The sequence below is a fragment of the Rhodoferax sediminis genome, assembly GCF_006970865.1.
GTDB classification, from domain to species: Bacteria; Pseudomonadota; Gammaproteobacteria; order Burkholderiales; family Burkholderiaceae_C; genus Rhodoferax_A; species Rhodoferax_A sediminis.
This window is the reverse complement of sequence record NZ_CP035503.1, coordinates 2409058-2433159: the sequence shown is the minus strand read 5'-3', so window position 1 is coordinate 2433159 and position 24102 is coordinate 2409058. Positions and strand designations below refer to the sequence as shown.

General features: G+C 64.5%; 23 protein-coding genes and 1 tRNA gene. 18 read left to right on the top strand and 6 right to left on the bottom strand.

Features of this window, described 5'->3' with window-relative positions:
• Window positions 1-10 precede the first annotated feature (10 nt).
• From fdx to EUB48_RS11705, 10 genes are all read left to right on the top strand, one after another.
• On the top strand, window positions 11-349 hold the full coding sequence (gene fdx / locus EUB48_RS11750; RefSeq protein ID WP_142819295.1) for an ISC system 2Fe-2S type ferredoxin: 339 nt from the start codon (window positions 11-13) through the stop codon (window positions 347-349).
• On the top strand, window positions 349-1077 hold the full coding sequence (dnaQ, locus tag EUB48_RS11745; protein ID WP_142819294.1) for a DNA polymerase III subunit epsilon: 729 nt from the start codon (window positions 349-351) through the stop codon (window positions 1075-1077). Before fdx ends, dnaQ begins: the two co-directional genes overlap by 1 nt.
• 27 nt (window positions 1078-1104) lie before the next feature.
• Window positions 1105-1179, top strand: a tRNA-Val gene (locus tag EUB48_RS11740).
• 242 nt (window positions 1180-1421) lie between these two features.
• Window positions 1422-2333 (top strand): glycosyltransferase family protein, encoded by a 912-nt coding sequence (locus tag EUB48_RS11735; protein WP_142819293.1) that lies wholly within the window; start codon window positions 1422-1424, stop codon window positions 2331-2333.
• Window positions 2334-2419: 86 nt separating this feature from the next.
• Window positions 2420-2731 (top strand): ElaB/YgaM/YqjD family protein, encoded by a 312-nt coding sequence (locus EUB48_RS11730; protein ID WP_142819292.1) that lies wholly within the window; start codon window positions 2420-2422, stop codon window positions 2729-2731.
• A 27-nt stretch (window positions 2732-2758) separates the two neighbouring features.
• Entirely contained in the window at window positions 2759-3163 is a 405-nt protein-coding gene (locus tag EUB48_RS11725) for a phage holin family protein (RefSeq protein ID WP_142819291.1), read from the top strand.
• Between the two features lie 4 nt (window positions 3164-3167).
• The gene (locus EUB48_RS11720; protein ID WP_168226742.1) at window positions 3168-3476 is read left to right on the top strand and encodes a YqjK-like family protein; all 309 of its coding nucleotides are present in this window, start codon (window positions 3168-3170) and stop codon (window positions 3474-3476) included.
• A gap of 147 nt (window positions 3477-3623) precedes the next feature.
• Window positions 3624-4187, top strand: coding sequence for a bactofilin family protein (locus EUB48_RS11715; protein WP_142819289.1), 564 nt, complete (start codon window positions 3624-3626; stop codon window positions 4185-4187).
• Between the two features lie 95 nt (window positions 4188-4282).
• On the top strand, window positions 4283-5128 hold the full coding sequence (locus EUB48_RS11710; protein WP_142819288.1) for an N-formylglutamate amidohydrolase: 846 nt from the start codon (window positions 4283-4285) through the stop codon (window positions 5126-5128).
• Between the two features lie 25 nt (window positions 5129-5153).
• Window positions 5154-6254 carry an NAD(P)/FAD-dependent oxidoreductase gene (locus EUB48_RS11705; protein WP_244618179.1) on the top strand — a complete coding sequence of 367 codons (1101 nt, stop codon included), beginning with the start codon at window positions 5154-5156 and terminating at the stop codon, window positions 6252-6254.
• Between the two features lie 27 nt (window positions 6255-6281).
• On the opposite strand, the gene EUB48_RS11700 is transcribed toward EUB48_RS11705, so the two are convergent.
• Window positions 6282-7334 (bottom strand): quinone-dependent dihydroorotate dehydrogenase, encoded by a 1053-nt coding sequence (locus EUB48_RS11700; RefSeq protein WP_142819286.1) that lies wholly within the window; start codon window positions 7332-7334, stop codon window positions 6282-6284.
• A gap of 45 nt (window positions 7335-7379) precedes the next feature.
• On the opposite strand from EUB48_RS11700, the gene rpiA reads away from it, so the two are divergent.
• Window positions 7380-8051 carry a ribose-5-phosphate isomerase RpiA gene (gene rpiA, locus EUB48_RS11695; protein ID WP_210411621.1) on the top strand — a complete coding sequence of 224 codons (672 nt, stop codon included), beginning with the start codon at window positions 7380-7382 and terminating at the stop codon, window positions 8049-8051.
• A gap of 66 nt (window positions 8052-8117) precedes the next feature.
• Here rpiA and EUB48_RS11690 read toward each other — a convergent pair whose 3' ends face one another.
• The 5 genes from EUB48_RS11690 to EUB48_RS11670 all read right to left on the bottom strand — a co-directional run bounded on the left by EUB48_RS11690 (window position 8118) and on the right by EUB48_RS11670 (window position 15092).
• Window positions 8118-8783, bottom strand: a complete 666-nt coding sequence (locus EUB48_RS11690; protein WP_142819284.1) for a glutaredoxin family protein — start codon at window positions 8781-8783, stop codon at window positions 8118-8120.
• Window positions 8784-8808: 25 nt separating this feature from the next.
• Window positions 8809-10839, bottom strand: a complete 2031-nt coding sequence (locus EUB48_RS11685) for a M3 family metallopeptidase (RefSeq protein WP_142819283.1) — start codon at window positions 10837-10839, stop codon at window positions 8809-8811.
• Between the two features lie 144 nt (window positions 10840-10983).
• Window positions 10984-11829 (bottom strand): bifunctional methylenetetrahydrofolate dehydrogenase/methenyltetrahydrofolate cyclohydrolase FolD, encoded by an 846-nt coding sequence (gene folD / locus EUB48_RS11680; RefSeq protein WP_142819282.1) that lies wholly within the window; start codon window positions 11827-11829, stop codon window positions 10984-10986.
• Between the two features lie 72 nt (window positions 11830-11901).
• Window positions 11902-12528, bottom strand: coding sequence for a response regulator transcription factor (locus EUB48_RS11675; protein ID WP_142819281.1), 627 nt, complete (start codon window positions 12526-12528; stop codon window positions 11902-11904).
• Window positions 12525-15092, bottom strand: a complete 2568-nt coding sequence (locus tag EUB48_RS11670) for a PAS domain S-box protein (protein ID WP_142819280.1) — start codon at window positions 15090-15092, stop codon at window positions 12525-12527. Before EUB48_RS11670 ends, EUB48_RS11675 begins: the two co-directional genes overlap by 4 nt.
• A 156-nt stretch (window positions 15093-15248) precedes the next feature.
• Here EUB48_RS11670 and aceE point away from each other — a divergent pair, with 156 nt between their 5' ends.
• The 7 genes from aceE (at window position 15249) to EUB48_RS11635 (ending at window position 23997) form a co-directional block, all read left to right on the top strand.
• Window positions 15249-17954, top strand: a complete 2706-nt coding sequence (gene aceE / locus EUB48_RS11665) for a pyruvate dehydrogenase (acetyl-transferring), homodimeric type (RefSeq protein ID WP_142819279.1) — start codon at window positions 15249-15251, stop codon at window positions 17952-17954.
• A 90-nt stretch (window positions 17955-18044) separates the two neighbouring features.
• Window positions 18045-19739, top strand: coding sequence for a dihydrolipoyllysine-residue acetyltransferase (gene aceF / locus EUB48_RS11660; protein ID WP_142819278.1), 1695 nt, complete (start codon window positions 18045-18047; stop codon window positions 19737-19739).
• The gene (locus EUB48_RS11655) at window positions 19736-20320 is read left to right on the top strand and encodes an Ntn hydrolase family protein (protein ID WP_142819277.1); all 585 of its coding nucleotides are present in this window, start codon (window positions 19736-19738) and stop codon (window positions 20318-20320) included. The genes aceF and EUB48_RS11655 overlap by 4 nt, the downstream gene beginning before the upstream one ends.
• Window positions 20321-20336: 16 nt before the next feature.
• Window positions 20337-22217 (top strand): dihydrolipoyl dehydrogenase, encoded by a 1881-nt coding sequence (gene lpdA, locus EUB48_RS11650; protein WP_142819276.1) that lies wholly within the window; start codon window positions 20337-20339, stop codon window positions 22215-22217.
• Between the two features lie 340 nt (window positions 22218-22557).
• Window positions 22558-23010: an Hsp20/alpha crystallin family protein gene (locus EUB48_RS11645; protein ID WP_142819275.1), complete on the top strand. Its 453-nt coding sequence runs from the start codon at window positions 22558-22560 to the stop codon at window positions 23008-23010.
• A gap of 28 nt (window positions 23011-23038) precedes the next feature.
• On the top strand, window positions 23039-23434 hold the full coding sequence (locus EUB48_RS11640) for an Hsp20/alpha crystallin family protein (RefSeq protein ID WP_142819274.1): 396 nt from the start codon (window positions 23039-23041) through the stop codon (window positions 23432-23434).
• Between the two features lie 47 nt (window positions 23435-23481).
• Window positions 23482-23997, top strand: coding sequence for an Hsp20/alpha crystallin family protein (locus EUB48_RS11635; protein ID WP_142819273.1), 516 nt, complete (start codon window positions 23482-23484; stop codon window positions 23995-23997).
• Window positions 23998-24102: the final 105 nt, after the last annotated feature.

The following is a 24102-nucleotide window of genomic DNA, read 5'->3' as shown; positions in this document are numbered from 1 at the left end:
ACAACATCGCATGCCCGTCATCAAAATACTGCCGCACCCCGAATACTGTCCGCAGGGGGCAGAAGTCAGCGCACCGGCGGGCACCTCGATCTGCGAGGCGCTGCTCGACAATCACATCAACATCGAGCACGCCTGCGACCTGAGCTGCGCCTGCACCACCTGCCATGTGGTGGTGCGTGAGGGCTTCCAGTCGCTCAACGAAATGGACGAAAACGAAGAGGACCTGCTGGACCGCGCCTGGGGGCTGGAGTCGAACTCGCGCCTGAGCTGCCAGGCGATCCTGGCGCAGTCGAATGTCACGGTGGAAATTCCCAAGTATTCGATCAACCACGCCAAGGAGAATCACTGATGACGCGCCAGATTGTTCTCGATACCGAAACCACGGGCCTGTCGGCCGAAGGCGGCGACCGCATCATTGAAATTGGCTGTGTAGAGCTGCTGGCGCGCAAACTCACCGGCAACAACAAACATTTCTATCTGAACCCGGGGCGTGACAGCCACGAGGACGCGCTCAAGGTGCATGGCATCAGCAGCGAGTTTTTGCGCGACAAGCCCAGGTTCGAAGCCGTGGCGGACGAGTTGCTCGAATACCTGCAGGATGCCGAAATCATCATCCACAACGCCCAGTTCGATGTCAGCTTCCTGAACAAGGAGCTGGAGCTGATCGGCCGGCCGGCCCTCGGACAGTTCGTGGGCAGCGTGACCGATACGCTGGCCATGGCGAAGGAAATGTTTCCGGGCAAGCGAAATTCGCTCAACGCCCTGTGCGACCGGCTGGGCGTCGACAACTCGACCCGCACGCTGCATGGCGCATTGCTCGATGCCGAGCTGCTGGCCGATGTGTACATCAATCTCACGCGCGGCCAGGACGCGCTGTTGATGGATCTGGAGCCCGGTGACAACCCGGGGACCGTCACCACGCGCATGGATCTGCGCGGCTTTGATTTGCCCGTGCTGCCGGCCAATGAGCAGGAAGCGGCGGCGCATGAAGACGTCCTCAAGCAACTCGACAAGTCCAGCGACGGCAAGACCGTGTGGCGGACCCTGGCGCCAGCGGCGGCACCATTTATGGCATAATTTGAGGCTATTCTGAATAACAGATTTGGGCGGTTAGCTCAGGGGTAGAGCACTGCATTCACACTGCAGGGGTCGCAAGTTCGAAACTTGCACTGCCCACCAATACCATTGGTGATGAAAATCAAGGACCAGGCAGAAATGCCGGGTCCTTTTTTCTTGCCTGTTCCTCAACCCGCCACTCACGAACCCCGCAGCGGTCCCGCCGACGCATTACGTGTCTTTACGATATATTCACTTTGTGGACATTTAGAGGCATCGCCCCTGCTTGACAGTTGCACCATGCAATACAAAGGGCAGGCCTGCAACAGGCCACTTCCGGCCGTCGGGATCAAGGTGGGCAAAAAATGGCGTTGATCCAACACTGCCGCATCGATGGCGGAAATTTTGGCGACGACATCAATTTACAGCTATGGTCGCGACTGTTTCCCGATCTGTCGAAATTGACGGGGCAGATTCTCTTCTATGGCGTCGGAACGCTGCTGGACGGCCGGCACGATGCGGCGGCCCGAAAAGTGGTGCTGGGGACCGGACTCGGCGGAAATCTTGCCGGCCCGCCCGATGCCAACTGGGATTTTCGTTGGGTGCGAGGCCCGGGCACGGCGAGAGAATTCGGGATCCCAGGCGAGCTGGCGCTGGGCGATTCGGCCATCCTGTGGCCCGAACTCCTGCCCGGGCATGATCGTACGGGCCCTGTCGGGCTGATTCCGCACCATGCGACCTGGGACGGTTTTGACTGGGCCAGCGTCGCCAGCAAGGCAGGGATGTTGGCCATCAGCCCCAGGCAGACGCCCGGTGCGGTCATTGCGCAGATGCGCACCTGCTCGCGCATTCTGGCCGAGTCCCTGCATGGGGCCATTTGCGCCGACGCGATGGGCATTCCATGGGCGGCGTGTATTCTGGCGCATCGCTTCAATGAGTTCAAATGGAGGGACTGGCTCGCCACGGTGAATCGACCCTATGCGCCCCTGGCGATGAATGTGCCCCTGGTCAGGTCGATCACGCGTACCAAGTCGATGGCGAACAGGCTGGCCCGGTTGATCAGGTATCAACGCAGCACGAGGCGGCCGGCACTGCGGCCCGTTGCCGCTGCTACGGCGCAGGATGTCGCGCGGGTCGCTGCTGCGCTTGACGCCTATGGAAGATGTACACGCAACTTCTTCTGCAGCGATTCATCGGACGTGGCGCGCCAAAAGCAGCGGATGCTGTTGCGATGCGAGGAATTTGCCAGGGACTACAAGCTGCAGTTCACGCCCTGATGACAGGCGCGGCCTTGACCTTGATCAGGCTCTTGGTAGTATTTAGTGGGTAGTATTGAAATTGTTTCAACCAACGAAAGCCTGCCATGTCCGAATTCACCAGTGCCAACAAAGATAAATTGATCAGCGACGTGCGTGTCGTCATCTCTGATGCGGAAGAGTTGCTGCGCCTGACCGCCAGCCAGGCGGGTGAGGGCGCGGCTGCGCTGCGGGGACGCATCGAGTCCGGACTCAAGAAGGCGCGCATCGACCTCGCGCACTTGCAGGATGCTGCCGTGGTGAAGGCCAAGGCCGCCGGGCGGGCCACCGATGACTTTGTCAACGAGCACCCCTGGAAGGCGGTTGGCATGGCGGCCGGTATCGGCGTGGTGGTAGGGCTGCTGATCGGTCGTCGCTGATGCGGCGCATCCTGACACGGCGCCCCCATGAGTGAACCGCTCAAGCCCGGGCAGGGCGGCGGCCTGTTCGCGTCCTTGCGCCAGCTGCTGGCGACCGCCCTGGAGATGGCGCAGGTTCGCCTTGACTTGTTTCTGACCGAGATCGAGCAGGAGAAACTCCGCGTTTTCGATGGCCTGCTGTGGGCCGGGCTGGCGCTGATGCTGCTGGGGGTCGGCGTGATCCTCCTGTGCGGCTTTATCGTGGTGCTGTTGTGGGAGGGCTATCGCCTTGCCACGCTGGGCATTTTGACCCTGCTGTTTCTGGGCACCGGCGCACTGCTGATGCATGCCGCGCGCAACCGGCTGCGCAACCCCTCGGGCGCGCTCGGCGCCACGGTCCAAGAGCTCCGGCAGGACCTGGCCGAACTCAAGCCGCACAACACCGGTGAGTGAAGGTATGAGTAGCGATCGCGATGTCCAGCTCGCACTGCGGCGCCAGCGCCTGGTGATGCGCAGTGCGCAATTGCGCCTGACGCTGGCCGGTCAGGCCGAGGTGCTGCGTGCGCCGCTGGCCTTGGCCGATACGGCCCGGGCCGGGGTGCAATGGTTGCGCCAGCACCCGTATGCGTTGATCGGCCCGGTGATGTTGCTGGCGGCCCTGCGCCCCGCACGTGCCCTGCGCTGGGCCGGGCGCCTGTGGTGGGGCTGGCGCACTTTCAGGCAAACCGGGCGCTGGCTGGCGGCACTACAGACACAACGCCGCTGAACGAGAGCGTCCCTGCGTGCTTGTGCCCGATGCCCGCACGCCCCTGGCCAGAGCGCCCAAATTTTGGTTACTACTCTTGCACATGAAGTGCATCTTTCACGCAGTGCAACCGCTACCATGGACTCTTCATTTTTTGGAGGAAGTTACGTGGCTCTACAGTCTCCCTTTTTCGGCAACAAGCGTGAATCCGACGGATTCAGTCCACGTCCCACCCCAACCAGTGGCGGCACCACAGGGTTGAGTGGTTTGAATACTTTGCAGACAGCCACGCCCGTAGCAAACCCGGTTGCAAACAGCAACGCCGCAACTGCCGCAACGGCAAGCGTGCAGGAAGGCGGCAGCAAGCTCACGGTGGGGCCGAACATCAAACTCAAGGGTGTTGAGATCACCGATTGCGACACGCTCGTGGTCGAGGGCCTGGTGGAGGCCACGATGGACTCGCGCGTGATGCAGATCTCGCAGCAGGGCGCATTCAAGGGCTCGGCCGAAATTGACATCGCGGAGATTCGCGGCCAGTTCGATGGCAGCCTGACGGTGCGCGACAAGCTGGTGATCTACGCCACGGGCAAAGTCACCGGCAAGATCCGCTACGGCAAGCTCGTGGTCGAAGAGGGCGCCCAGTTATCGGGCGAGATCGAGTTCGGTGCCGGCAGCGGCACAAAATCCGCAGCGGCCAAATCGGCGGCGCTGCACGTCGCTGCCGCCGCCTGATACGTCAGGCCACCCGCCGCACGATGGGGTTGCCAGGCCCGGTCGTGCGGTTTTTCGCGTAGGCGCAGCGCCTGCCCTTGCGGCAAAATGGTCTGATGCACTACGTTACCTACCGCCCCGGCACCACGCCGCTGGTGCTCGACTCGCCCCATAGCGGCACTCATTACCCCGACGATTTTGCCTATGCCTGTGCGCTGGAGACGCTGCGTACGGCCGAGGACACGCACGTCGAAAAGTTGTACGACTTTGCGCCCGCGCTCGGTGTCGCCTGGATCGAGGCGCACTTCCCGCGCAGCTATCTGGATGCCAACCGCAATACCAGCGAGGTGGATGTGACGCTGTTCGATGAGCCCTGGCCCGAGCCGGTGGCCGGCGATCCGGCCACGCTGTCAAAGGTGCGTCTGGGCAAGGGCCTGATCTGGCGCGCCACCGACGACGGCGTGCCCATCTACAACCGCAAGCTCGGTGTGGCGGAGGTGCGCGCGCGCATTGCCAACTGCTGGCAGCCGTATCACTTTGCGGTGGCGCAGGCGATCGACGCGGCGCATGAGCGGCACGGCTACAGCATCCATATCAACTGCCACTCCATGCCGGCGGTCGGCGCCAGCCAGGCAACCGACTTCCCGGGGCTGGTCCATGCGGACTTCGTGATCGGGGACCGCGACCAGTCCAGCGCCAGTGCGCCTTTGGTGCGATTGGTTTGTGAGCATCTCAAGGGCTTGGGCTACAGCGTGGCCTACAACCATCCGTACAAGGGCGTGGAACTGGTGCGCCGCTACGGCGACCCGGCGCGCCAGCGCCACAGCATCCAGGTCGAGGTCAACCGCAAGCTGTACATGAACGAGCAGACGCTGCAGATGACCGATGGGTTTGCATCGCTGCAGGAGAGCCTGCGTTCGTTGGTGCAGCGACTGCTGCAGACCGATCCGCGGACTCTCTGACCGCTCAGGCGCGCTGGACTGCCGGGTGGACAAGGTCGATTGCGTGGTGATTGGCGCGGGGGTGGTCGGGCTGGCCGTCGCGCGGGCGCTGGCCTTGCAGGGGCGCGAGGTGATGGTGCTGGAGGCGTTGGACGCGATCGGCACCGGCACCAGCTCGCGCAACAGCGAAGTCATTCATGCGGGAATTTACTACGCCACCGGCTCGCTCAAGGCGCGGCTGTGCGTGCAGGGCAAGCAGCTGTTGTACGCCTACTGCGCCGAGCGCGGCATTGCGCACCGGCGCTGCGGCAAGCTGATTGTGGCCACGTCAAAGGCACAGGTGGCGCAGCTCTCCGCCATCATCGACCAGGCGCGCGCCAACGGCGTGCATGACCTGCAGCGGCTCACGCGCGGGCAGGCCAGGGCGCTGGAGCCGCAGCTCGAATGCATGGCGGCGCTGCACTCGCCCGGCACCGGCATCGTGGACAGCCATGCGCTGATGCTGGCCTTGCAGGGCGATCTCGAGCACGCAGGCGGGATGGTCGCACTGAATTCGCCGCTGGCCAGCGCCAAATATACGCAAGATGCTATTACTTTGATAGCCTGCGACGACACGGAATTGCGGGCGACGACGGTGGTGAACGCGGCCGGACTGCGTGCGCCGGCGCTGGCGTCAAAGTTTGCCGGCCTCGATGCGCGCCATGTGCCGCCGAGCTACTACGCCAAGGGCAGCTACTTCACGCTCTCGGGCCGCTCGCCGTTTGGCCGCCTGATCTACCCCGTGCCCGAAACCGCCGGCCTGGGCGTACACCTGACCATCGATCTCGGCGGCCAGGCCAAATTCGGCCCCGACGTGCAGTGGGTGGATTCGCCCGACGATCTGGTGGTGGACCCCGCACGCGGCGATGCGTTCTATGCCGAGGTGCGCAAGTACTGGCCGGGCCTGCCGGACGGCGCCTTGATCCCCGGCTATGCGGGCATTCGCCCCAAGATCGCGCCGGCACACGCGGCGGCCCGGGACTTCCTGATTCAAGGGCCGGCCGAGCACGGCGTGCCGGGACTGGTCAACCTGTTCGGCATCGAGTCGCCGGGGCTCACCAGCGCGCTGGCGATCGGTGAGTATGTGGTCCGCTTGCTATCGAAATAGCAGCTGTCAGTGCCCGACCCGTATGGGCTACAGGCTCTTTTTAATCGAAAGTGCGGCCTGCCGTACCAGTTCCGGCCCCTTGTAGATCAGGCCGGTGTAGATCTGCACCACGTCGGCGCCCGCGCGGATCTTTCCCAGCGCGTCCTGCGCGCTCAGGATACCGCCGACTCCGATGATGGGGAATTTTTTTCCCAGGGCCGCGCGCAGCTGGCCAATGACGCGGTTGCTGGCTTCGAACACCGGCGCACCGGACAGGCCACCGGCCTCCTCGGCATGCGGCAGGCCCTGGACGGCGCCGCGTTCGAGCGTGGTGTTGGTGGCCACCACGCCGTCCATGCCGTGGCGCTGCAGCGCGGCGGCGATCACCGCCACCTGTGCCTCGTCCAGGTCGGGCGCGATTTTCACGAACAGGGGCACGCGCTTCTGGTACTGCTGTGCCAGTGCCTCGCTGCGCGCGGCGAGGGCGCCCAGCAGGCCATCGAGCGCCTCGTCGCCTTGCAGCGTGCGCAGGTTCTTCGTGTTGGGGCTGGAGATGTTGACCGTGACGTAGTCGGCATGCGGGTACACGCCGTCCAGGCAGGTCACATAGTCGTCGGTCGCGCGCTCGATCGGCGTGGAGGCGTTCTTGCCGATGTTCAGGCCCAGCAGCATCGAATTCTTTCGCCCGCTGGCGCGCAGCGACGAGCGCTGCACATTGGCAATGAAGGCGTCCAGTCCGTCGTTGTTGAAGCCCAGCCGGTTGATCAGGGCGTTGGCCTGCGGCAGGCGGAACATGCGCGGCTTGGGGTTGCCGGGCTGGGCCTTCGGCGTGACGGTGCCGACCTCCACAAAGCCAAAGCCCATGGCACCCAGGCCGTCGATGCAGCGCGCGTTCTTGTCCAGCCCTGCTGCCAGCCCGACGCGGTTCGGGAAGGTCAAACCTGCCAGTTCAATGGGGTCGTCCACCCGGCCATTGCAATACGCCCACTCGAGCGGTGTGCCCTGCGCGCGCGCCAGGGTGTGCAGGGTCAGTTCGTGGGCGGTTTCGGCGTCGAGGCCAAACAAAAAGGGGCGGGCGAGCGCGTAGGGGAGTAAGGACATTGGATAATTCGTGGCAACTGTCTGCAATTGTCTCAAAAGCGAACCATGACCCAAGATGAACTCAAAACGCTGGTCGGCCAGGCCGCCCTGCAGTATGTGGTGCCGGGTGAAATCGTCGGCGTGGGAACGGGCTCGACCGTGAACAAATTCATCGACGCGCTGGCCACGATGAAAGACCGGATCAAGGGCGCGGTCTCGAGTTCCGAGGCGTCCACAAAGCGGCTCACGGCCCTGGGCATCACAGTGTTTGACAGCAACGAGGTGGCCGAGCTGTCGGTCTATATCGACGGTGCGGACGAGATCGACGCCCGCGGCTACATGATCAAGGGCGGCGGCGCGGCGCTGACGCGCGAGAAAATCGTGGCTGCCCAGTCGCGCCAGTTCGTCTGCATTGCCGATGAATCGAAACTGGTGCCCACGCTGGGCAAATTCCCGCTGCCGGTGGAGGTGATCCCGATGGCGACGCAGCGCCTCATCCGACAATTCGCAACGCTGGGCGGCCGCGCCACCGTGCGCCTGGCGGACGGGCAGCCGCTCGTGACCGACAACGGCCAGCACCTCCTCGATGTCACCGGCTTGCAGATCAGCGATCCGCTGGCGTTTGAATCGCAGGTCAACCAGTGGCCGGGCGTGGTGACGGTGGGTGTGTTCGCGCACCAGAAGGCGCATGTGTGCCTGCTGGGCACGGCCGGCGGTGTGAAAACCCTGAAGTTCTGAGAGAAATCAGGCGCCAGCCCTTGAGGACAGGGCGCAGTCAGCTATAAAAAATATAGCGATCCAGTTCTAGAAGCGGATACCCGCCGGGTTGTCCACCCCGCTGCGATCCGGCGCCGGGCGCGGTGCCGGCGCAGCCAATGGCTCCTGCGCCGTGTTGCCGGTCGCGGACGTTGCGGGCGCCTGTTTTTGCACGGCCACCAGCGGCGCGGCCGGCGGATTGCGGTAGCTGGCGGGCAATTGCGAGGTCTTGGGATAGCCGGCGGCATCGAGGAACTGGTTCCACTCGGTGTCCGAGTAACCCTTGAGCTGCTGGCTGCCAATGGTCAGGAGCGGCAGGGTGTTGTCACCGCTGAGGCGTTGCAGCGCATCGGCATCTTGCGCCGTGTTGACCGTGCGCTCGGTGAACGGCACGCCGCGGCTGCTCAGCATGGCCCGGCCCGATCCACACGGGCCGCAATTGCTGCCCGTGTAGAGCGTGACCGGATATTTGCCGGCGACCTGTTTGAGCTCGAACGGGAGAGCCGAACCACTGGCAGCCGGGCCCGAGGCGCCGGCATCGATGGTCGTGGCCTTGCCCGCGGTGGCGGGCGGCGGCTTGTCCGAGAAAGTGACCCGGCCGTCCGGCCCCACGATGCGGTACACCGCTTGCGCGTGCACATGCATGCTGCCGAAGGCGAGCAGGGTGGCCAGCAGGGTGAGCGCCGCCAGACGCGTGGTGATGTTTCGTGTCATTGCAATCTCCCGGCTGTCATTATCGTCAAGCCATGCCCTGATGCCGCATCAGCGCATCCAGGTTGGGCTCGCGACCCCGGAAGGCCTTGAAGGATTCCATCGCGGGGCGGCTGCCACCCACTTCCAGAATGGTCTCGCGGTATTTTCTGCCGGTTTGCGGATTCGCCACGCCGTCCTTGCCGGCCGTCTCTTCAAAGGCCGCGTAGGCATCGGCGCTCAGCACCTCGGCCCATTTGTAGCTGTAATAGCCGGCCGCATAACCGCCCGCAAAGATATGGCTGAAGGTGTGCATCGTGCGGCTCCAGGCCGGCGGCTGCAGTACCGCTACTTCCTCGCGCACCCGTTGCAGCAGCGGCATGAAGTCCTGCTCCGGGTCGTGCTCGGTATGCAGCAGCATGTCGAACAGGGAGTACTCGATCTGGCGCAGCGTCTGCAGGCCGCTCTGGAAATTCTTGGCGGTCAGCATCTTGTCGAACAGCGCGCGCGGCAGGGGTTCTCCGCTGTCCACATGCGCCGTCATGTGCCGGAGGACGTCCCACTCCCAGCAGAAGTTTTCCATGAACTGGCTGGGCAGCTCGACCGCGTCCCATTCGACGCCGCTGATGCCCGACACGTCGTGTTCGTTGACCTGCGTGAGCATGTGGTGCAGGCCGTGGCCGAACTCGTGGAACAGCGTGGTCACCTCGTCGTGTGTGAGCAGCGGCGGCTTGCCATCGACGCCTTGGGAAAAATTGCACACCAGCTGCGCCACCGGGGTCTGCAGCGCGCCGGTGTCGGGCCGCAGCCAGCGTGCGCGCACGTCGTCCATCCAGGCGCCGCCGCGTTTGCCGGTGCGGGCCGCGGCATCGAGGTAGAACTGGCCGACCAATATTCCGTCGCGCTCGATGCGGTAGAACTCGACCTCGGGATCCCACACCGGAGCGCTGTCCTTGCGGATCGCCACTTCGAACAGCGTCTCGACGATTTTGAACAGGCCGGCCAGCACCTTGGGTGCCGGGAAATACTGTTTCACCTCCTGCTCGCTGAAGGCGTAGCGCGCCTCCTTGAGTTTTTCGCCGATGTAGGGCCAGTCCCAGGGCTGCGGGTCATCGAGGCCGAGCTGCTCGTGCGCGAACGCGCGCATGTCGGCCACGTCTTTTTCGGCATAGGGCCGGGCGCGGTGGGCCAGGTCGCGCAGGAACGCGATGACCTGCGCGGGCGACTCGGCCATTTTGGGCACCAGCGAGACTTCGCCGAAATTCGCGTAGCCCAGCAACTGCGCCTCTTCGCGCCGCAGCGCCAGCGTCTCAACGATCAGCGCGGAGTTGTCGAAGGGGCGTGCGTCCTCGGGCGCCTGGTCGGACGCGCGGGTCACGTAGGCCCGGTACAGCGTCTCGCGCAGCGCGCTGCTGCGCGCAAACTGCATGACCGGCAGGTAGCAGGGCATCTTGAGCGTGAGCTTGTAGCCCGCCTGGTCCTCGGCCTGGGCCGCGGCCCGCGCCGTCTGCTTGACGTCATCGGGCACGCCATCGAGTTCATCCTCGCGCGCATAGTACGCAAAGGCGTCGGTCGCGTCGAGCGCGTTCTCGCTGAATTTCTGGCTGATCTCGGCTTGCCGTTCCTGGAGCCTGGCAAAGCGCTCCTTGGCGGCGCCTGTGAGTTCGGCGCCCGAGAGCACGAAGTTGCGCATCGCATTCTTGTGCGCCTGGCGCTGCTCGGCGTTTAGCGTGGCGACATCGATGGATTTGTACTTCGCATACAGGCGCTCATCGGCGCCGAGCCGGGTCGAGAATTCGGTCACCTGGGGCAGCGCTGCGTTGTAGGCCGCGCGCAGCTCGGGCGTGTCGGCCACGGCATTGAGGTGGCTGACCGCGCCCCAGGCGCGGCCCAGCTTTTCGGTCGCGACATCCAGAATCAGCGACATGGTGATCCAGGTTGCCGGAAAATCCGGGTGCGTGACGGTCTCCAGCGCCCGGTTGGCTTGCTCCAGCAAACTGTCGACGGCCGGGGCAACGTGCTCCGGCCGGATCTGGTCAAACAGCGGGAGGTCGGTGAAGTCGAGCAGGGGATTGGTCATACAGCTTAGTTGGTGGCCGGGGGCCGCAAGTTCAAGGGCGGGGGGCGGTGGTCGCAGCGAGGCCGGCGCCGGGCCGCCCCAAGGCGACCTGCGGCCCCCTCGGGGGGCAGCGTAGTACGCGAAGCGACAAGCGTGGGGGCAACATCAGCTGCGCTCGGCGGCCTCCAGCGTGTTGACCAGCAGCATGGTCACGGTCATCGGGCCCACGCCGCCGGGCACCGGGGTGATCCAGCCGGCGACTTCGCGCACGCCCGCGAAATCCACGTCGCCGCACAGCTTGCCCTGCGCGTTGCGGTTCATGCCCACGTCGATCACCACGGCGCCGGGCTTGACCATGTCGGCGGTCAGCGTGTTGGGTTTGCCGACGGCGGCGACGATCACGTCGGCCTGCAGCGTGTGCGCCTTGAGGTCGCGCGTGGCGCTGTGGCAGATGGTGACGGTGGCGTTCTTTTGCAGCAGCATCAGGGCCATCGGCTTGCCCACGTTGTTGCTGCGGCCGATGACGACGGCATGCTTGCCGCGCAGATCGATGCCGGTGCTCTCGATCAGCTTGATGCAGCCATACGGCGTGCAGGACCAGAAGCCCGGCATGCCGGTCATCAGCGCGCCGGCGCTGGCGATGTGAAAGCCGTCCACATCCTTGGCCGGGGCGATGGTCTCGATCACCTTGTGTGCGTCGATGTGGGCCGGCAAGGGCAGCTGCACCAGGATGCCGTGGATGGACGGGTCGACGTTGAGTGCCTGTACGCGCGCGAGCAGCTCGGCTTCGCTCAGGGTTGCGTCGTATTTCTCCAGCACCGAGTGCAATCCTGCTTCCGCGCAGGCCTGGACTTTCTTGCCGACGTAGACCTGGCTGGCCGGATCCTCGCCTACGAGGATGACGGCCAGGCCGGGCGTGATGCCACGGGCTTTGAGCGCGGCGGTGCGCCGGGCCACGTCGGTGCGCAGTTGTCTGGCAATCGCGTTGCCGTCGATGAGTTGAGCGGTCATGTATCAGTTCTCAAGTAAAAACGCCCGCTGGTCCTTATCGGGCGGGCGCTGATAGCTATAAATACCGTAGCGTCAGATTTTCACTGCAGTTTGTCCCAAGGCAATCTTCAGCAGGTCGGCCACGGTGTTGGCGCCCAGCTTTTCCATGATGTTGGCACGGTGCGCCTCCACGGTCTTGATGCTGATGCCCAGGTCGTCGGCAATCTGCTTGTTCAGGCGCCCCGCCACGATGCGCTCGAGCACCTGGGCTTCGCGCGAGGTCAGCTTGGACAGCAGCGCGTCGCGGCTGGCCGCCTGCTGGTGATCGGTGAAGGCGCTGCGCGCGGATTCCAGCATGCGCTCGACCAGACCCAGCAGTTCGTCTTCCTTGAACGGCTTCTGGATGAAATCCATTGCGCCTTTCTTCATGGTGTTCACGGCCATCGGCACGTCGCCATGGCCGGTGATGAAGACCACGGGCAGCGGCGACTGGCGCTCCACCAGCCGGTCCTGCAGCTCCAGTCCGGTCATGCCGCCCATGCGGATGTCGACGATCAGGCAGGCCACTTCGCGCGCGTCGTAGCGGCTCAAAAACGATTCGGCCGACTCGAAACAGCGCACCCGGTAATCCTTGCCTTCGAGCAGCCATTGCAGCGAATCGCGCACGGCCTCATCGTCGTCCACCACGTAGACAGTTCCTTTTTTAGGAATCAAACTCATGCGGTTACCCCAGCGTTTTTTGTCGTTGCTACTGAATTCGTAGTGTCGTTGACAGGGCTGGCGAGCGGTAGCCAGAAGGAGAAACGGCAGCCTGTCACTTCGCCGCCATTGTAGAGGTTCTCGGCATGCATCCGGCCCTGGTGCGACTCTACGATGCTGCGGCACAAATTCAGCCCGATGCCCATGCCTTCCGCCTTGGTGGAAAAGAACGCTTCGTAGAGCCGCTCCATGGCTTCGGGCGCCAGCCCCTTGCCGGAATCGAGCACGGAAAACTCCACCACCGGCTGCTCGTCGAGCTGGCGCGGCACCACCTGCAACTCCACCGTGCGCTGCGTCGGTGGGCGCTCCGAGGCCTCGATGGATTCGGCCGCGTTCTTGAGCAGGTTCACCAGTACCTGCTCGATCAGGATCGGGTCCACCATGACTTGGGGCAGGCGCGCGGCCACGTAGGGGTTCAGGCGCACGTTGCGCCGGCGCAGCTCGATGCCGGCCAGCTCGACCGCTTCGTTGACCATGGCCGGGATGTCCGACAGCGTACGGTTCGGTTCGCTGCGCTTCACGAACGAGCGGATGCGCTGGATGATGTGGCCGGCGCGCTGCGCCTGCCGCGCGGTTTTGTCGAGCGCCGCGAGCAGGTCTTCCTCGCTGATCTGTTTGCCCTTGATGCGCGAGACCATGCCGTTGCAGTAGTTGTTGATGGCGGTCAGGGGCTGGTTCAATTCATGCGCCACGCTGGACGCCATCTCGCCCATGGTGATGAGCCGGCTGGCCGATTGCGCGCGCTCGGCCTGCGAGGCGGACAGTTCCTCCGCGTGGCGCCGCGGCGTGATGTCGGTGGCAATCACCATCTGGGCCAGACGCCCGTCCACCCAGGTGAGGTAACGCGAGCGCACCTCGAGCCATTTGCCGAGCTCCGGCACAAAAACCTCGGAATGGCCCGCATGCGCCTGTGTCAGCGTATCGGTCGGCAGACCCATGAAGCCGTCGACGTCGTCCTGTGCGTCGTCGCTGCCGGGGTGGCTGCTGGAGACCACGCCCGCCTGCGCCACCAGTTGCAGGTGGCCCACCGTGTGAGAGCCAAACCAGAGCCGGTACAGCTTGTTGGCAAACAGCAGCTCCTTGCTGCCCAGCGGCGCCACCGACACCGAAGCGTCGAGCGCCTCCAGCACGGTGGTGAAGCGCTCGTACGAGGCCGACAGCTGCTCGCGAATGCGGTTCGGCTCGGTGATGTCGGTCATCGAGGTCATCCAGCCGGTTTGCTGGCCGCGGGCGTCGATCAGCGGCGAGGTGTACATCCGGGCATCGAACAGCGAGTTGCTCTTGCGCTTGACACGCACCTGAAAGCCGCCGGGGATGGTGCGCCCGTGCAGCTCGTCCTCGAGCCGCGCGGACAGCGATTCGAGGTCGGCCTCGGGCCAGTAGGGGAAGGGCGCGGTGCGTCCCACCAGCTCGCGCTCGCTCCAGCCCGTCATCTGGCAGAAGGCCGCGTTGACGTAGGTGATGCGTCCCTGCAGGTCCAGCGCACGCATGCCGGTCAGCATGGAGTTCTCCATCGCACGGCGGAAGTTGGTTTCCGACACCAGCGCCTGCTGCACCTGCACGCGGCGCCGGGTGTGGCGCCAGGTGGCAATCAGCATCCAGGCCGTGAGCATGCTCAGCGCGCTGACCAGCCAGAACAGGCCACTGCCGATCACCCCCATCGACGTCCGGTAGGCCTGGGCCCGGATGATCAGGCCGTTGCCCACGGGCGAGACCGGCACCTCGTACTCGTTGGGCGGCGTGGTCCACGGCAACAGGCTGGCCGCGGGGTTGCGTGCCGGCACCGTATTGCCCGCCAGCAGTTTGCCTTTGTCGTCGAGCAGCGCCACGGAGTACTTGGCAGACACCTCTGTCGGCACGCCGTAGCGCAGCAGGCCGTCGAGCGAGTATTCGCCCAGTACCACACCGGCGAACTTGCCGCCGTCGGCCAGCGGTACGTGCAACTGCAGCAGGGCGACCCGGTCGGCACGCGCCGGCGGCTGGGCATACACGGGCTGCTGCAGCTCGCGCGTCAGGCTGTAGCTGTTTTCGGTCTCGCCGATCTTCAGGATGTCGCCCGCGGTGCGCTGCTGGGCCGTGGGAACGCTGGGCGCGGCCCGGCTGGCGATGATGCGGCGCCTGGCATTGATCCAGGTGATGGCCAGCATTTCGGGGTACTGCGCCTCCAGCGATTCGGAGCGGGCCATGAATTCTTCGGGGTCGACTTCCTTGTTGGACACATCGCGCGCCAGCCGCATGAGTTGTTCCTGGCGCTCCAGCAGGCGCAGGCGCACTCGCTGCTGCGCGTACTCGACATCGCGTTTGACGGCTTCCTGCTCCCGGTCGATTTCCTCCACCTGCAGGTACCAGAAGGCCACGACGATAGCGGCCAGGAACAGCAGCACCGAGGCCATCGGCGCCAGCAAGGCCAGTCGATCCTGATGGGTCGGGCTCTGGCGGCGCCACCAGTTGCGCCATGAAGTGATCGGCGCGGCGGCCACTGGTTTGGCCGTGCCTGGCTGGCTTGGCGGGGGACGGTTCTGCATGGCTGAAGTGTAGGTGACTGACTTCGAAAGGGTGGACGCATTTATTAATTCTAAATTTCATATAACGGCATTTATAGCCACTATTTGAAATTTGAGAAAAATATGAGAAACTAGAGAAGTCGTACTAAATTACGTCTTAAATACGAGGAGATAAAAATGTCAGCATTGCCCGAAAACGCGTTTGGTGCGCCGGCGAATGACGCAGATTCCCAGGAAACCCGCGAATGGATGGATGCCCTGTCGGCCGTGATCGAAAGCGAAGGCCCCGAACGGGCTCACGCCCTGCTGGAGCAACTGCTCGAGCATGCGCGGCAGAACAGCATCGACATGCCGTTTTCGGCCAACACGGGCTATGTGAACACCATCGAGCCCGACCAGGAGGAGCGCAGTCCCGGCAACCTGCAGATGGAAGGCCGTCTGCGCGCCTACATGCGCTGGAATGCGATGGCCATGGTGGTCAAGGCGAACCGCCACCACCCCGAGGACGGCGGCGACCTGGGCGGCCACATCGGCTCGTTCGCCTCGGTGGCCAGCATGTTCGGCGCCGGCTTCAACCACTTCTGGCATGCCGAGAGCGAAAACCATGGCGGCGACTGCCTCTACATCCAGGGCCACAGCTCGCCCGGTGTCTATGCACGCGCCTATCTGGAGGGCCGGCTCACCGAGGAGCAGCTGCTCAATTTCCGCCAGGAGGTCGACGGCCGGGGCCTGTCCAGCTACCCGCACCCCAAGCTGATGCCCAACTTCTGGCAGTTCTCCACCGTCTCCATGGGCCTGGGGCCGCTGATGGCGATCTACCAGGCGCGCTTCCTCAAGTACCTGCATGCGCGTGGCATCGCCAACACCGAGAACCGCAAGGTCTGGGTGTTCTGCGGCGACGGCGAGATGGACGAGGTGGAAAGCCTGGGTGCGATCGGCCTGGCCGCGCGCGAGAATCTCGACAACCTGATCTTCGTGATCAACTGCAACCTGCAGCGCCTGGACGGTCCGGTGCGCGGCAACGGCAAGATCATCCAGGAGCTGGAGGGCACGTTCCGCGGTGCCGGCTGGAACGTCATCAAGCTCTTGTGGGGCACGGACTGGGACCCGCTGCTGGCGCGCGACAAGGACGGCGCACTGCGCAGGATCATGATGGACACGCTGGACGGCGACTACCAGGCGTTCAAGGCCAACGACGGCGCCTACGTGCGCAAGGAATTCTTCGGTCGTGACCCGAAGGCGCTGGAGCTGGTGGCCAAGATGAGCGACGACGACATCTGGGCCCTGCGCCGCGGTGGGCACGATCCGCAAAAAGTCTATGCGGCCTACCACGCGGCCGTGCACCACAAGGACCAGCCCTCGGTGCTGCTGGTCAAGACCGTCAAGGGCTACGGCATGGGCAAGATGGGTGAGGGCAAGAACACCGTCCACCAGACCAAAAAGCTCACCGATGAAGCGGTCAAGGAGTTTCGCGACCGCTTCAACATCCCGATCCCGGACAGCCAGCTGGCCGACATCCCGTTTTACAAACCGGCCGACGACACGCCCGAGATGCAGTACCTGCACGAGCGCCGCAAGGCGCTTGGCGGCTACCTGCCGCACCGCCGCGCCAAGGCCGACGAGCAGTTCACCGTGCCCGCGCTGGACATCTTCAAGCCGGTGCTGGAGCCCACGGCCGAAGGCCGCGAAATCTCGACCACGCAGGCCTTCGTGCGATTTCTCACGCAACTGCTGCGCGACAAGGCGCTGGGGCCGCGCGTGGTGCCCATCGTGGTGGATGAGGCCCGCACCTTCGGCATGGAAGGCCTGTTTCGCCAGATCGGTATCTACAACCCGGCCGGCCAGCAATACACGCCGGTGGACAAAGGCCAGGTGAGCTACTACAAGGAGGACAAGCAGGGCCAGGTGCTGCAGGAGGGCATCAACGAGGCCGGCGGCATGGCCAGCTGGATCGCGGCGGCCACCTCGTACAGCACCAGCAACCGCATCATGGTGCCGTTCTATGTGTACTACTCGATGTTCGGCTTCCAGCGCGTCGGCGATCTGGCCTGGGCCGCGGGCGACATGCTGGCGCGCGGCTTTCTGCTGGGCGGCACCGCGGGGCGCACCACGCTGAACGGCGAAGGCCTGCAGCACGAGGACGGCCACAGCCACATCCTGGCCGGCACCATTCCGAACTGCGTGAGCTACGACCCGACCTTCGCGCACGAGGTCGGCGTGATCATGCAGCACGGCCTCAAGCGCATGGTGGAAAAGCAGGAGAACGTGTATTACTACATCACGCTGCTCAATGAGAACTACCCCATGCCGGGTCTGAAGGCCGGCACCGAAGAGCAGATCATCAAGGGCATGTACCTGTGCAAGGAAGGCCCCAAGCTCAAGACCACCGTGCAGTTGCTGGGCTCGGGCACGATCCTGCGCGAATCCATTGCCGCCCAGGCGCTGCTGGAGCAAGACTGGGGCATTGCCGCCAACGTGTGGAGCTGCCCGAGCTTCAACGAGCTGGCGCGCGAGGGCCAGGATTGCGAGCGCTGGAACCTGCTGCATCCGACGGAAGGTCCACGCGTTTCCTTTGTGAGCCAGCAGCTCGAGCCGCACAGCGGCCCCGTGGTGGCGTCCACCGATTACATCAAGGCCTTTGCCGATCAGATCCGTCCCTTTATCCCGAAGGGGCGCACCTACAAGGTGCTGGGCACCGATGGTTTTGGCCGCAGCGACTTCCGCAGCAAACTGCGCGAGCACTTCGAAGTCAATCGTCACTACATCGTGGTCGCCGCACTCAAGGCCTTGTCCGAGGAGGGCGCCGTGCCGGCCGCGAAGGTGGCCGAGGCGATCAAGAAATACGGGATTCAGGCCGATAAAGTCAATCCACTGCACGCCTGACCCATTGTCGATACGAGCGCAGCGTGGCAACCCCGGCGGACTGCCACGCTGCGCGCGCAATAAGAACCCGAATAACTGGAGACGAAGAATATGTCCGTCATAGAAATCAAAGTTCCCGACATTGGCGATTTCGACGAGGTTGCCGTCATCGAGTTGCTGGTCAAGCCGGGCGACTCCGTCAGCGCCGAGCAATCGCTGATCACCGTGGAATCCGACAAGGCCTCGATGGAAATTCCGTCCTCGGCCGCCGGCGTGGTCAAGGAACTCAAGGTCAAGCTGGGCGACAAGGTCAAGGAAGGTTCGGTGCTGCTGCTGCTGGAAGCGGAAGTGGCTGGCGCCGCCGCGGCCCCCGCCGCCTCTTCATCTGCTCCCGTTGCACCGTCAAAACCTGCTGAAGCCCCCGCCCCTCAAGCGCAAGCTGCTACAAATGTTGAAGCGGCCGCTGCTCCGGCGAGTGCGGGCCTGATCGAAGTGCGGGTGCCCGATATCGGCGACTTCAAGGATGTGGCGGTGATCGAAGTCATGGTCAAGGCGGGCGACAGCGTGAAGGTGGAGCAGTCGCTGATCACGGTCGAGTCCGACAAGGCCTCGATGGAGATTCCGTCCTCGGCAGCCGGCGTGATCAAGGATCTGAAGGTCAAGCTGGGCGACAAACTCAACATCGGCGATTTGCTGGCCATCGTGCAGGGTGCGGCTCCAGCGGCCGGCGCGGCCGCGCCAGCGGCACCCGCCGCGCCGGCATCCGCACCTGCAGCTGCCGCACCCGCTGCGCCTGTGGCCACCTCATCTGTTGCGGCCCTCGCCGCGCCGGCCGTTGCCGTGCCGCCTCACGATCCGACGGCGCCGCAGGGCCATTTGCCGCATGCCTCGCCGTCGGTACGCAAGTTCGCGCGGGAGCTCGGTGTGCCGCTGGCCGAGGTCAAGGGCAGCGGCCCCAAGGGCCGCATCACGCAGGACGACGTGCAGGGCTTCACCCGGGCCGTGATGGCCGGCGCGGCGCAGACCCAGGCGCAGGCCGCCAGGGCACCGGCGGGCGGCGGCGATGGCGCGGCGCTGGGTCTGATCCCGTGGCCGAAGGTCGACTTCACCAAGTTCGGGCCAGTCGAGCGCCGCGATCTCTCGCGCATCAAGAAGCTCAGCGGTGCCAACCTGCATCGCAACTGGGTGATGATCCCGCACGTCACGAACAACGACGAGGCCGACATCACCGAGCTCGAAGCCTTTCGCGTCGCCACCAACAAGGAAAACGAGAAGTCGGGCGTGAAGGTCACGATGCTGGCCTTCGTCATCAAGGCGGTGGTGGCGGGGCTGAAGAAGTTCCCCGACTTCAACACCAGCCTGGACGGCGACCAGCTCGTTTACAAGCAGTACTACAACATCGGCTTCGCGGCGGACACGCCGAACGGCCTGGTGGTGCCGGTGCTCAAGGACGCCAACAGGAAGGGCATTCTGCAGATCAGCGCGGAGATGGGCGAGCTGGCGAAGAAGGCGCGCGACGGCAAGCTGGGCTCGGCCGAGATGCAGGGCGGGTGCCTGTCGATCAGCTCGCTCGGCGGCATCGGCGGCACGCACTTCACGCCCATCATCAATGCCCCCGAAGTTGCCATTCTGGGGCTGTCCAGGGGCCAGATGAAGCCGGTGTGGGACGGCAAGCAGTTCGTGCCACGCCTGGTACTGCCGCTGTCGCTGTCGTACGACCACCGCGTGATCGACGGCGCCTCCGCCGCGCGCTTCAATGCCTACCTCGGCCAGGTGCTGGCCGACTTCCGGCGCATCCTTCTGTGACGACGGTGGTTGTGGTCAAGAAGGCGGGCCAGGTGGCGATTGCCGCCGATACGCTGGTGACGTTTGGCGATACGCGCCTGGGTCACCGTTTCGAGGCCAACAGCAAACTCTTCAAGGTGGACACGGTGGCCGGGGTCAGTTATGTGGGGATTGCGGGCACGGTGGCGCACTTTCCGGTGCTGCGCAAGGCCATGACGGCGCTGCCGCCGGACCAGCTCAAACTGGGCAGCAGGGACGAGGTGTTCGACACCTTCACCAGGCTGCACCCGCTCCTGAAAGAAACGTTCTTCCTGCAAACCAAGGAAGACGACAACGACCCCTACGAATCGAGCCAGTTCAGCGTGGTGATTGCCAACGCGAGTGGCATTTATGGCCTGTACAGCTACCGCGAAGTGTTCGAGTTCAAGGAGTTCTGGGGCATCGGCTCGGGGCGCAGCTTTGCGCTCGGCGCCATGCACGCCAGCTGGGACAGGGCCAAAACGGCCCGCGAAGTCGCCACCGTCGGCGTGCATGCGGGTTGCGAATTCGACAGGAACTCCGCCGGCCCGGTGGAAGTTTTCACCATCAAATTGAAGCAATAAGACAAGAGAGACAAACATGGCACTCCTGGAAATCAAGGTTCCCGACATTGGCGATTTCGATGAAGTCGCGGTCATCGAGCTGCTGGTCAAGCCCGGCGACACGGTGCAGGCCGAGCAGAGCCTGATCACGGTAGAGAGCGACAAGGCCTCCATGGAGATTCCGTCAAGCCACGCCGGCGTGGTGAAGGAGCTCAAGGTCAAGCTGGGCGACAAGGTCAAGGAGGGTTCCGTGCTGCTGCTGCTTGAAGCCGCTTCCGTTGAAGCTGAGTCTGTCAAAGCCCCTGCGAGTCCTTTGACAGGCTCTGGGCGAACGGAACCACAGCCAAAACAGGCTGCGGCCACCGCTGCGCCTGCGCCAGCCGCTACACAAAGCGTAGCAACGCCGGCGCCCGCCGCCGCCAGTTTTGCCGGCACGGCCGATCTGGACTGCGACGTGCTGGTGCTCGGCGCCGGTCCCGGCGGGTATTCGGCCGCGTTCCGCGCCGCCGACCTGGGTCTCAAGGTGGTGCTGGTGGAGCGCTACGCCACGCTGGGCGGTGTCTGCCTCAACGTGGGCTGCATCCCGTCCAAGGCCTTGCTGCACGTGGCCGCCGTGATGGATGAAGTGAGTCACTTCGAGGCGCTGGGCGTGAGTTTCGGCAAGCCGGTGGTGAACATCGAGAAGCTGCGCGCCCACAAGGACAAGGTCGTCGGCAAGCTGACCGGCGGCCTGGCTGCCATGGCCAAGATACGCAAGGTCACTACGGTGCGCGGCTACGGCTCCTTCGTGGGCGCCAACCACGTGCAGGTCGAGGAAACCACGGGCGACGGCCAGGAGAAGACCGGTAAGACGCAGACCATCGCATTCAAGAATTGCATCATCGCGGCCGGCTCGCAGGCGGTGCGCCTGCCGTTCATGCCGCAGGACCCGCGCGTGGTCGATTCCACGGGCGCGCTGAACCTGCAGAGTGTTCCCAAGCGCATGCTGGTCCTGGGCGGCGGCATCATCGGCCTGGAGATGGGCACCGTCTACAGCACGCTGGGCGCGCGCCTGGATGTGGTCGAAATGCTGGACGGCCTGATGCTGGGCGCGGACCGCGATCTGGTCAAGGTCTGGCAGAAGCTGAACGCGCCGCGCTTTGACAACATCATGCTCAAAACCAAGACCGTGGGCGCCAGGGCGACCGCGGCCGGCATCGAGGTGACGTTCGCCTCGGCCGGAGAGGGCGGCAGCGCGCCCGCACCGCAAACCTACGACCTGGTGCTGCAGGCAGTCGGGCGCTCACCCAACGGCAAGAAGATCGGCGCGGAGAAGGCCGGCGTGGCCGTGAGCGATCGCGGCTTCATCCCGGTCGACATCCAGATGCGCACCAATGTGCCGCACATCTTCGCGATCGGCGACATCGTGGGCCAGCCCATGCTGGCGCACAAGGCGGTGCACGAGGCGCATGTGGCGGCCGAGGTGATCGCCGGTGAACTGCAGGGCAACAGGGAGCTTGCCAGCACCGCCTTCAACGCCCGCGTGATCCCGAGCGTGGCCTACACCGACCCCGAAGTGGCGTGGGTCGGCCTGACCGAAGACCAGGCCCGGGCCGAAGGCATCAAGGTCAGGAAGGGCCTGTTCCCCTGGACCGCATCCGGCCGCGCCATCGCCAACGGGCGCGATGAAGGCTTTACCAAGCTGCTGTTCGACGACAGCCCGGAGGCGCACGGACACGGCCGGATCCTGGGCGGCGGCATCGTCGGCACCCACGCGGGCGACATGATCGGCGAGATTGCGCTGGCGATCGAAATGGGCGCCGATGCGGTCGATATCGGCAAGACCATCCACCCGCACCCCACGCTGGGCGAGAGCATCGGCATGGCGGCGGAGGTGGCGCACGGCAGCTGTACCGATTTGCCGCCTGCGCGAAAATAGCCCTGCGACGCGCGCCTCAATACAGGCTTCCAAGCAAGGCCCGAGCCGTCGACGGTTCGGGCTTTTTACTTTTTGCGTGGGGCCGGAATTTCACCCGCCTCCTACCAATTTGCGCTCATTCGACAAGATCCGTTCGCGCTGAGCTGGTCGAAGCCGGGGAGCCTTTCGACCCTTCGACGGGCTCACGCCGGCCCAAGCTCCAGGCGAATGGTTTCTGCGAGCCATCAGGCAAGACGTGACATTCGACCTCTTGAAACCATTTTGGCAGACCCTATTTCCAGAAACGAGCCGGCAGGAACGGGTCTCCAGCCGGTGCCTTTGAACCATCGGAGGACATACCATGTATGCATCGTTGTTGAATCAGCCGAACAGCCTGTTCGGTCAATTTGATCTCTTGCGCCGGGAGCTGGACCAGGCGTTCGGCGTGTTGGATCTGCCCAGCAGCATCCGTTCGGTCACGCCGGGCACCTTGCCCGCCATCAACGTGGGGCAAACGCCTACCAGCGTGGAGGTCTACGCCTTCGCGCCGGGCCTGGATGCCTCGAAAATCGACGTGAGTCTGGACCATGGCTTGCTGCGCATTGCCGGCGAGCGAGCTCCCGACATCCCGGATGAAGACGCCAACATACACGTTTACGCCCACGAGCGTGGTACGGGCAGCTTCAGCCGCGCGATCTCGTTGCCAGACGACGTCAATCCGGACGCAGTAAACGCGAGCTACCGCGACGGCGTCTTGCAGATCAGCATCGCCCGACGCGAATCGGTCCAACCCAAGCGCATTGCCGTGCAGTGACGCGCAACGCATTCAAGGAGAAACCACCATGAGCGACAACAAGCAAGTGACGAACCCGGCATCGGGCTCTGTAACGGCAGTGCAGGAGCAGCAGCGCGCCGTGCTGCCGCCAGTCGACGTGTTCGAGGATGCCAGCGGCATCACGCTGCTGGCCGACATGCCGGGTGTTCCGAAAGAGAAACTGGAGTTGAAGGTTGAAGGAGATGCCCTGTTGATTGAAGGCGACGTGCAGTCGCACACCCCGGACGGTCTGGAGGCCCTCTATGCGGAGTTGCGCGTGCCGCGCTATCGGCGCAGCTTCACCCTGAGCCGTGAGCTTGATACAACCCGCATCGAGGCCAACCTGAAAGACGGCGTGCTGAAACTGCGCATTCCCAAACAAGCGCATGCGCAGCCGCGGCGGATTGCCGTGACGGCGGGTTGACATCCGCAGTGGGTAGAACCTGATGCGAACTTTCGAAAGGATGAACCATGACCAAGCTTGCAGAACAACTGAAGCAGGGCGCGGATCAGGCCTGGGAGTCGCTGTCGGAAGGCTGGCGCGAGCTCAGCGCCCGCGCCAGCGGCGCTCTGACGCGCTTCTGGCCCACAAGCGCCGACCCATTGCCAACCAGCCAGCCCACGGCGCCGGAGGGTTTCATGCCCCGGCAGACGGGCTGGGCCTTCATGGCGGCAGACGTGTTCGATGACGCTGACAAGGTGATCGTGCGCATTGAAGCACCCGGCATGCGGCGTGAGGACATCCATGTCGAGCTAAACGGCGACATGCTGACAGTGTGGGGCGAGAAGCGCATCGATCGCGAGGCGACCGAAGGCCGCTGGCGTGCCGTGCAATGCGCCTACGGCAGTTTCCGCCGCGACGTGGCCTTACCGGTGTCGGTGAAGGCCGACAAGACGCAGGCCAGCTACCGCGACGGCGTGCTGCGCATTCAACTGCCCAAGTCCGATGCAGCGCGCGCACGGCGCATCGAGGTGCAGACCGCCTGAATTCCTGGTTCGGCATGCACGCCAGGATCGGCCCGTTGGTCGAGACCGCCCGGCAACGTCCGGGCGATCTGTTTGCGGGGACCGAAACCTCCGTGGTGGTTTAAA

Coding starts and splice junctions, on each gene's coding strand:
- aceE (WP_142819279.1), top strand. CDS start 15,249: ATGTCAGCATTGCCCGAAAACGCGTTTGGTGCGCCGGCGAATGACGCA.
- rpiA (WP_210411621.1), top strand. CDS start 7,380: ATGACCCAAGATGAACTCAAAACGCTGGTCGGCCAGGCCGCCCTGCAG.
- aceF (WP_142819278.1), top strand. CDS start 18,045: ATGTCCGTCATAGAAATCAAAGTTCCCGACATTGGCGATTTCGACGAG.
- EUB48_RS11685 (WP_142819283.1), bottom strand. CDS start 10,839: ATGACCAATCCCCTGCTCGACTTCACCGACCTCCCGCTGTTTGACCAG.
- folD (WP_142819282.1), bottom strand. CDS start 11,829: ATGACCGCTCAACTCATCGACGGCAACGCGATTGCCAGACAACTGCGC.
- fdx (WP_142819295.1), top strand. CDS start 11: ATGCCCGTCATCAAAATACTGCCGCACCCCGAATACTGTCCGCAGGGG.
- EUB48_RS11720 (WP_168226742.1), top strand. CDS start 3,168: ATGAGTAGCGATCGCGATGTCCAGCTCGCACTGCGGCGCCAGCGCCTG.
- lpdA (WP_142819276.1), top strand. CDS start 20,337: ATGGCACTCCTGGAAATCAAGGTTCCCGACATTGGCGATTTCGATGAA.
- EUB48_RS11640 (WP_142819274.1), top strand. CDS start 23,039: ATGAGCGACAACAAGCAAGTGACGAACCCGGCATCGGGCTCTGTAACG.
- EUB48_RS11645 (WP_142819275.1), top strand. CDS start 22,558: ATGTATGCATCGTTGTTGAATCAGCCGAACAGCCTGTTCGGTCAATTT.
- EUB48_RS11690 (WP_142819284.1), bottom strand. CDS start 8,783: ATGACACGAAACATCACCACGCGTCTGGCGGCGCTCACCCTGCTGGCC.
- EUB48_RS11725 (WP_142819291.1), top strand. CDS start 2,759: ATGAGTGAACCGCTCAAGCCCGGGCAGGGCGGCGGCCTGTTCGCGTCC.
- dnaQ (WP_142819294.1), top strand. CDS start 349: ATGACGCGCCAGATTGTTCTCGATACCGAAACCACGGGCCTGTCGGCC.
- EUB48_RS11710 (WP_142819288.1), top strand. CDS start 4,283: ATGCACTACGTTACCTACCGCCCCGGCACCACGCCGCTGGTGCTCGAC.
- EUB48_RS11735 (WP_142819293.1), top strand. CDS start 1,422: ATGGCGTTGATCCAACACTGCCGCATCGATGGCGGAAATTTTGGCGAC.
- EUB48_RS11635 (WP_142819273.1), top strand. CDS start 23,482: ATGACCAAGCTTGCAGAACAACTGAAGCAGGGCGCGGATCAGGCCTGG.
- EUB48_RS11700 (WP_142819286.1), bottom strand. CDS start 7,334: ATGTCCTTACTCCCCTACGCGCTCGCCCGCCCCTTTTTGTTTGGCCTC.
- EUB48_RS11670 (WP_142819280.1), bottom strand. CDS start 15,092: ATGCAGAACCGTCCCCCGCCAAGCCAGCCAGGCACGGCCAAACCAGTG.
- EUB48_RS11730 (WP_142819292.1), top strand. CDS start 2,420: ATGTCCGAATTCACCAGTGCCAACAAAGATAAATTGATCAGCGACGTG.
- EUB48_RS11675 (WP_142819281.1), bottom strand. CDS start 12,528: ATGAGTTTGATTCCTAAAAAAGGAACTGTCTACGTGGTGGACGACGAT.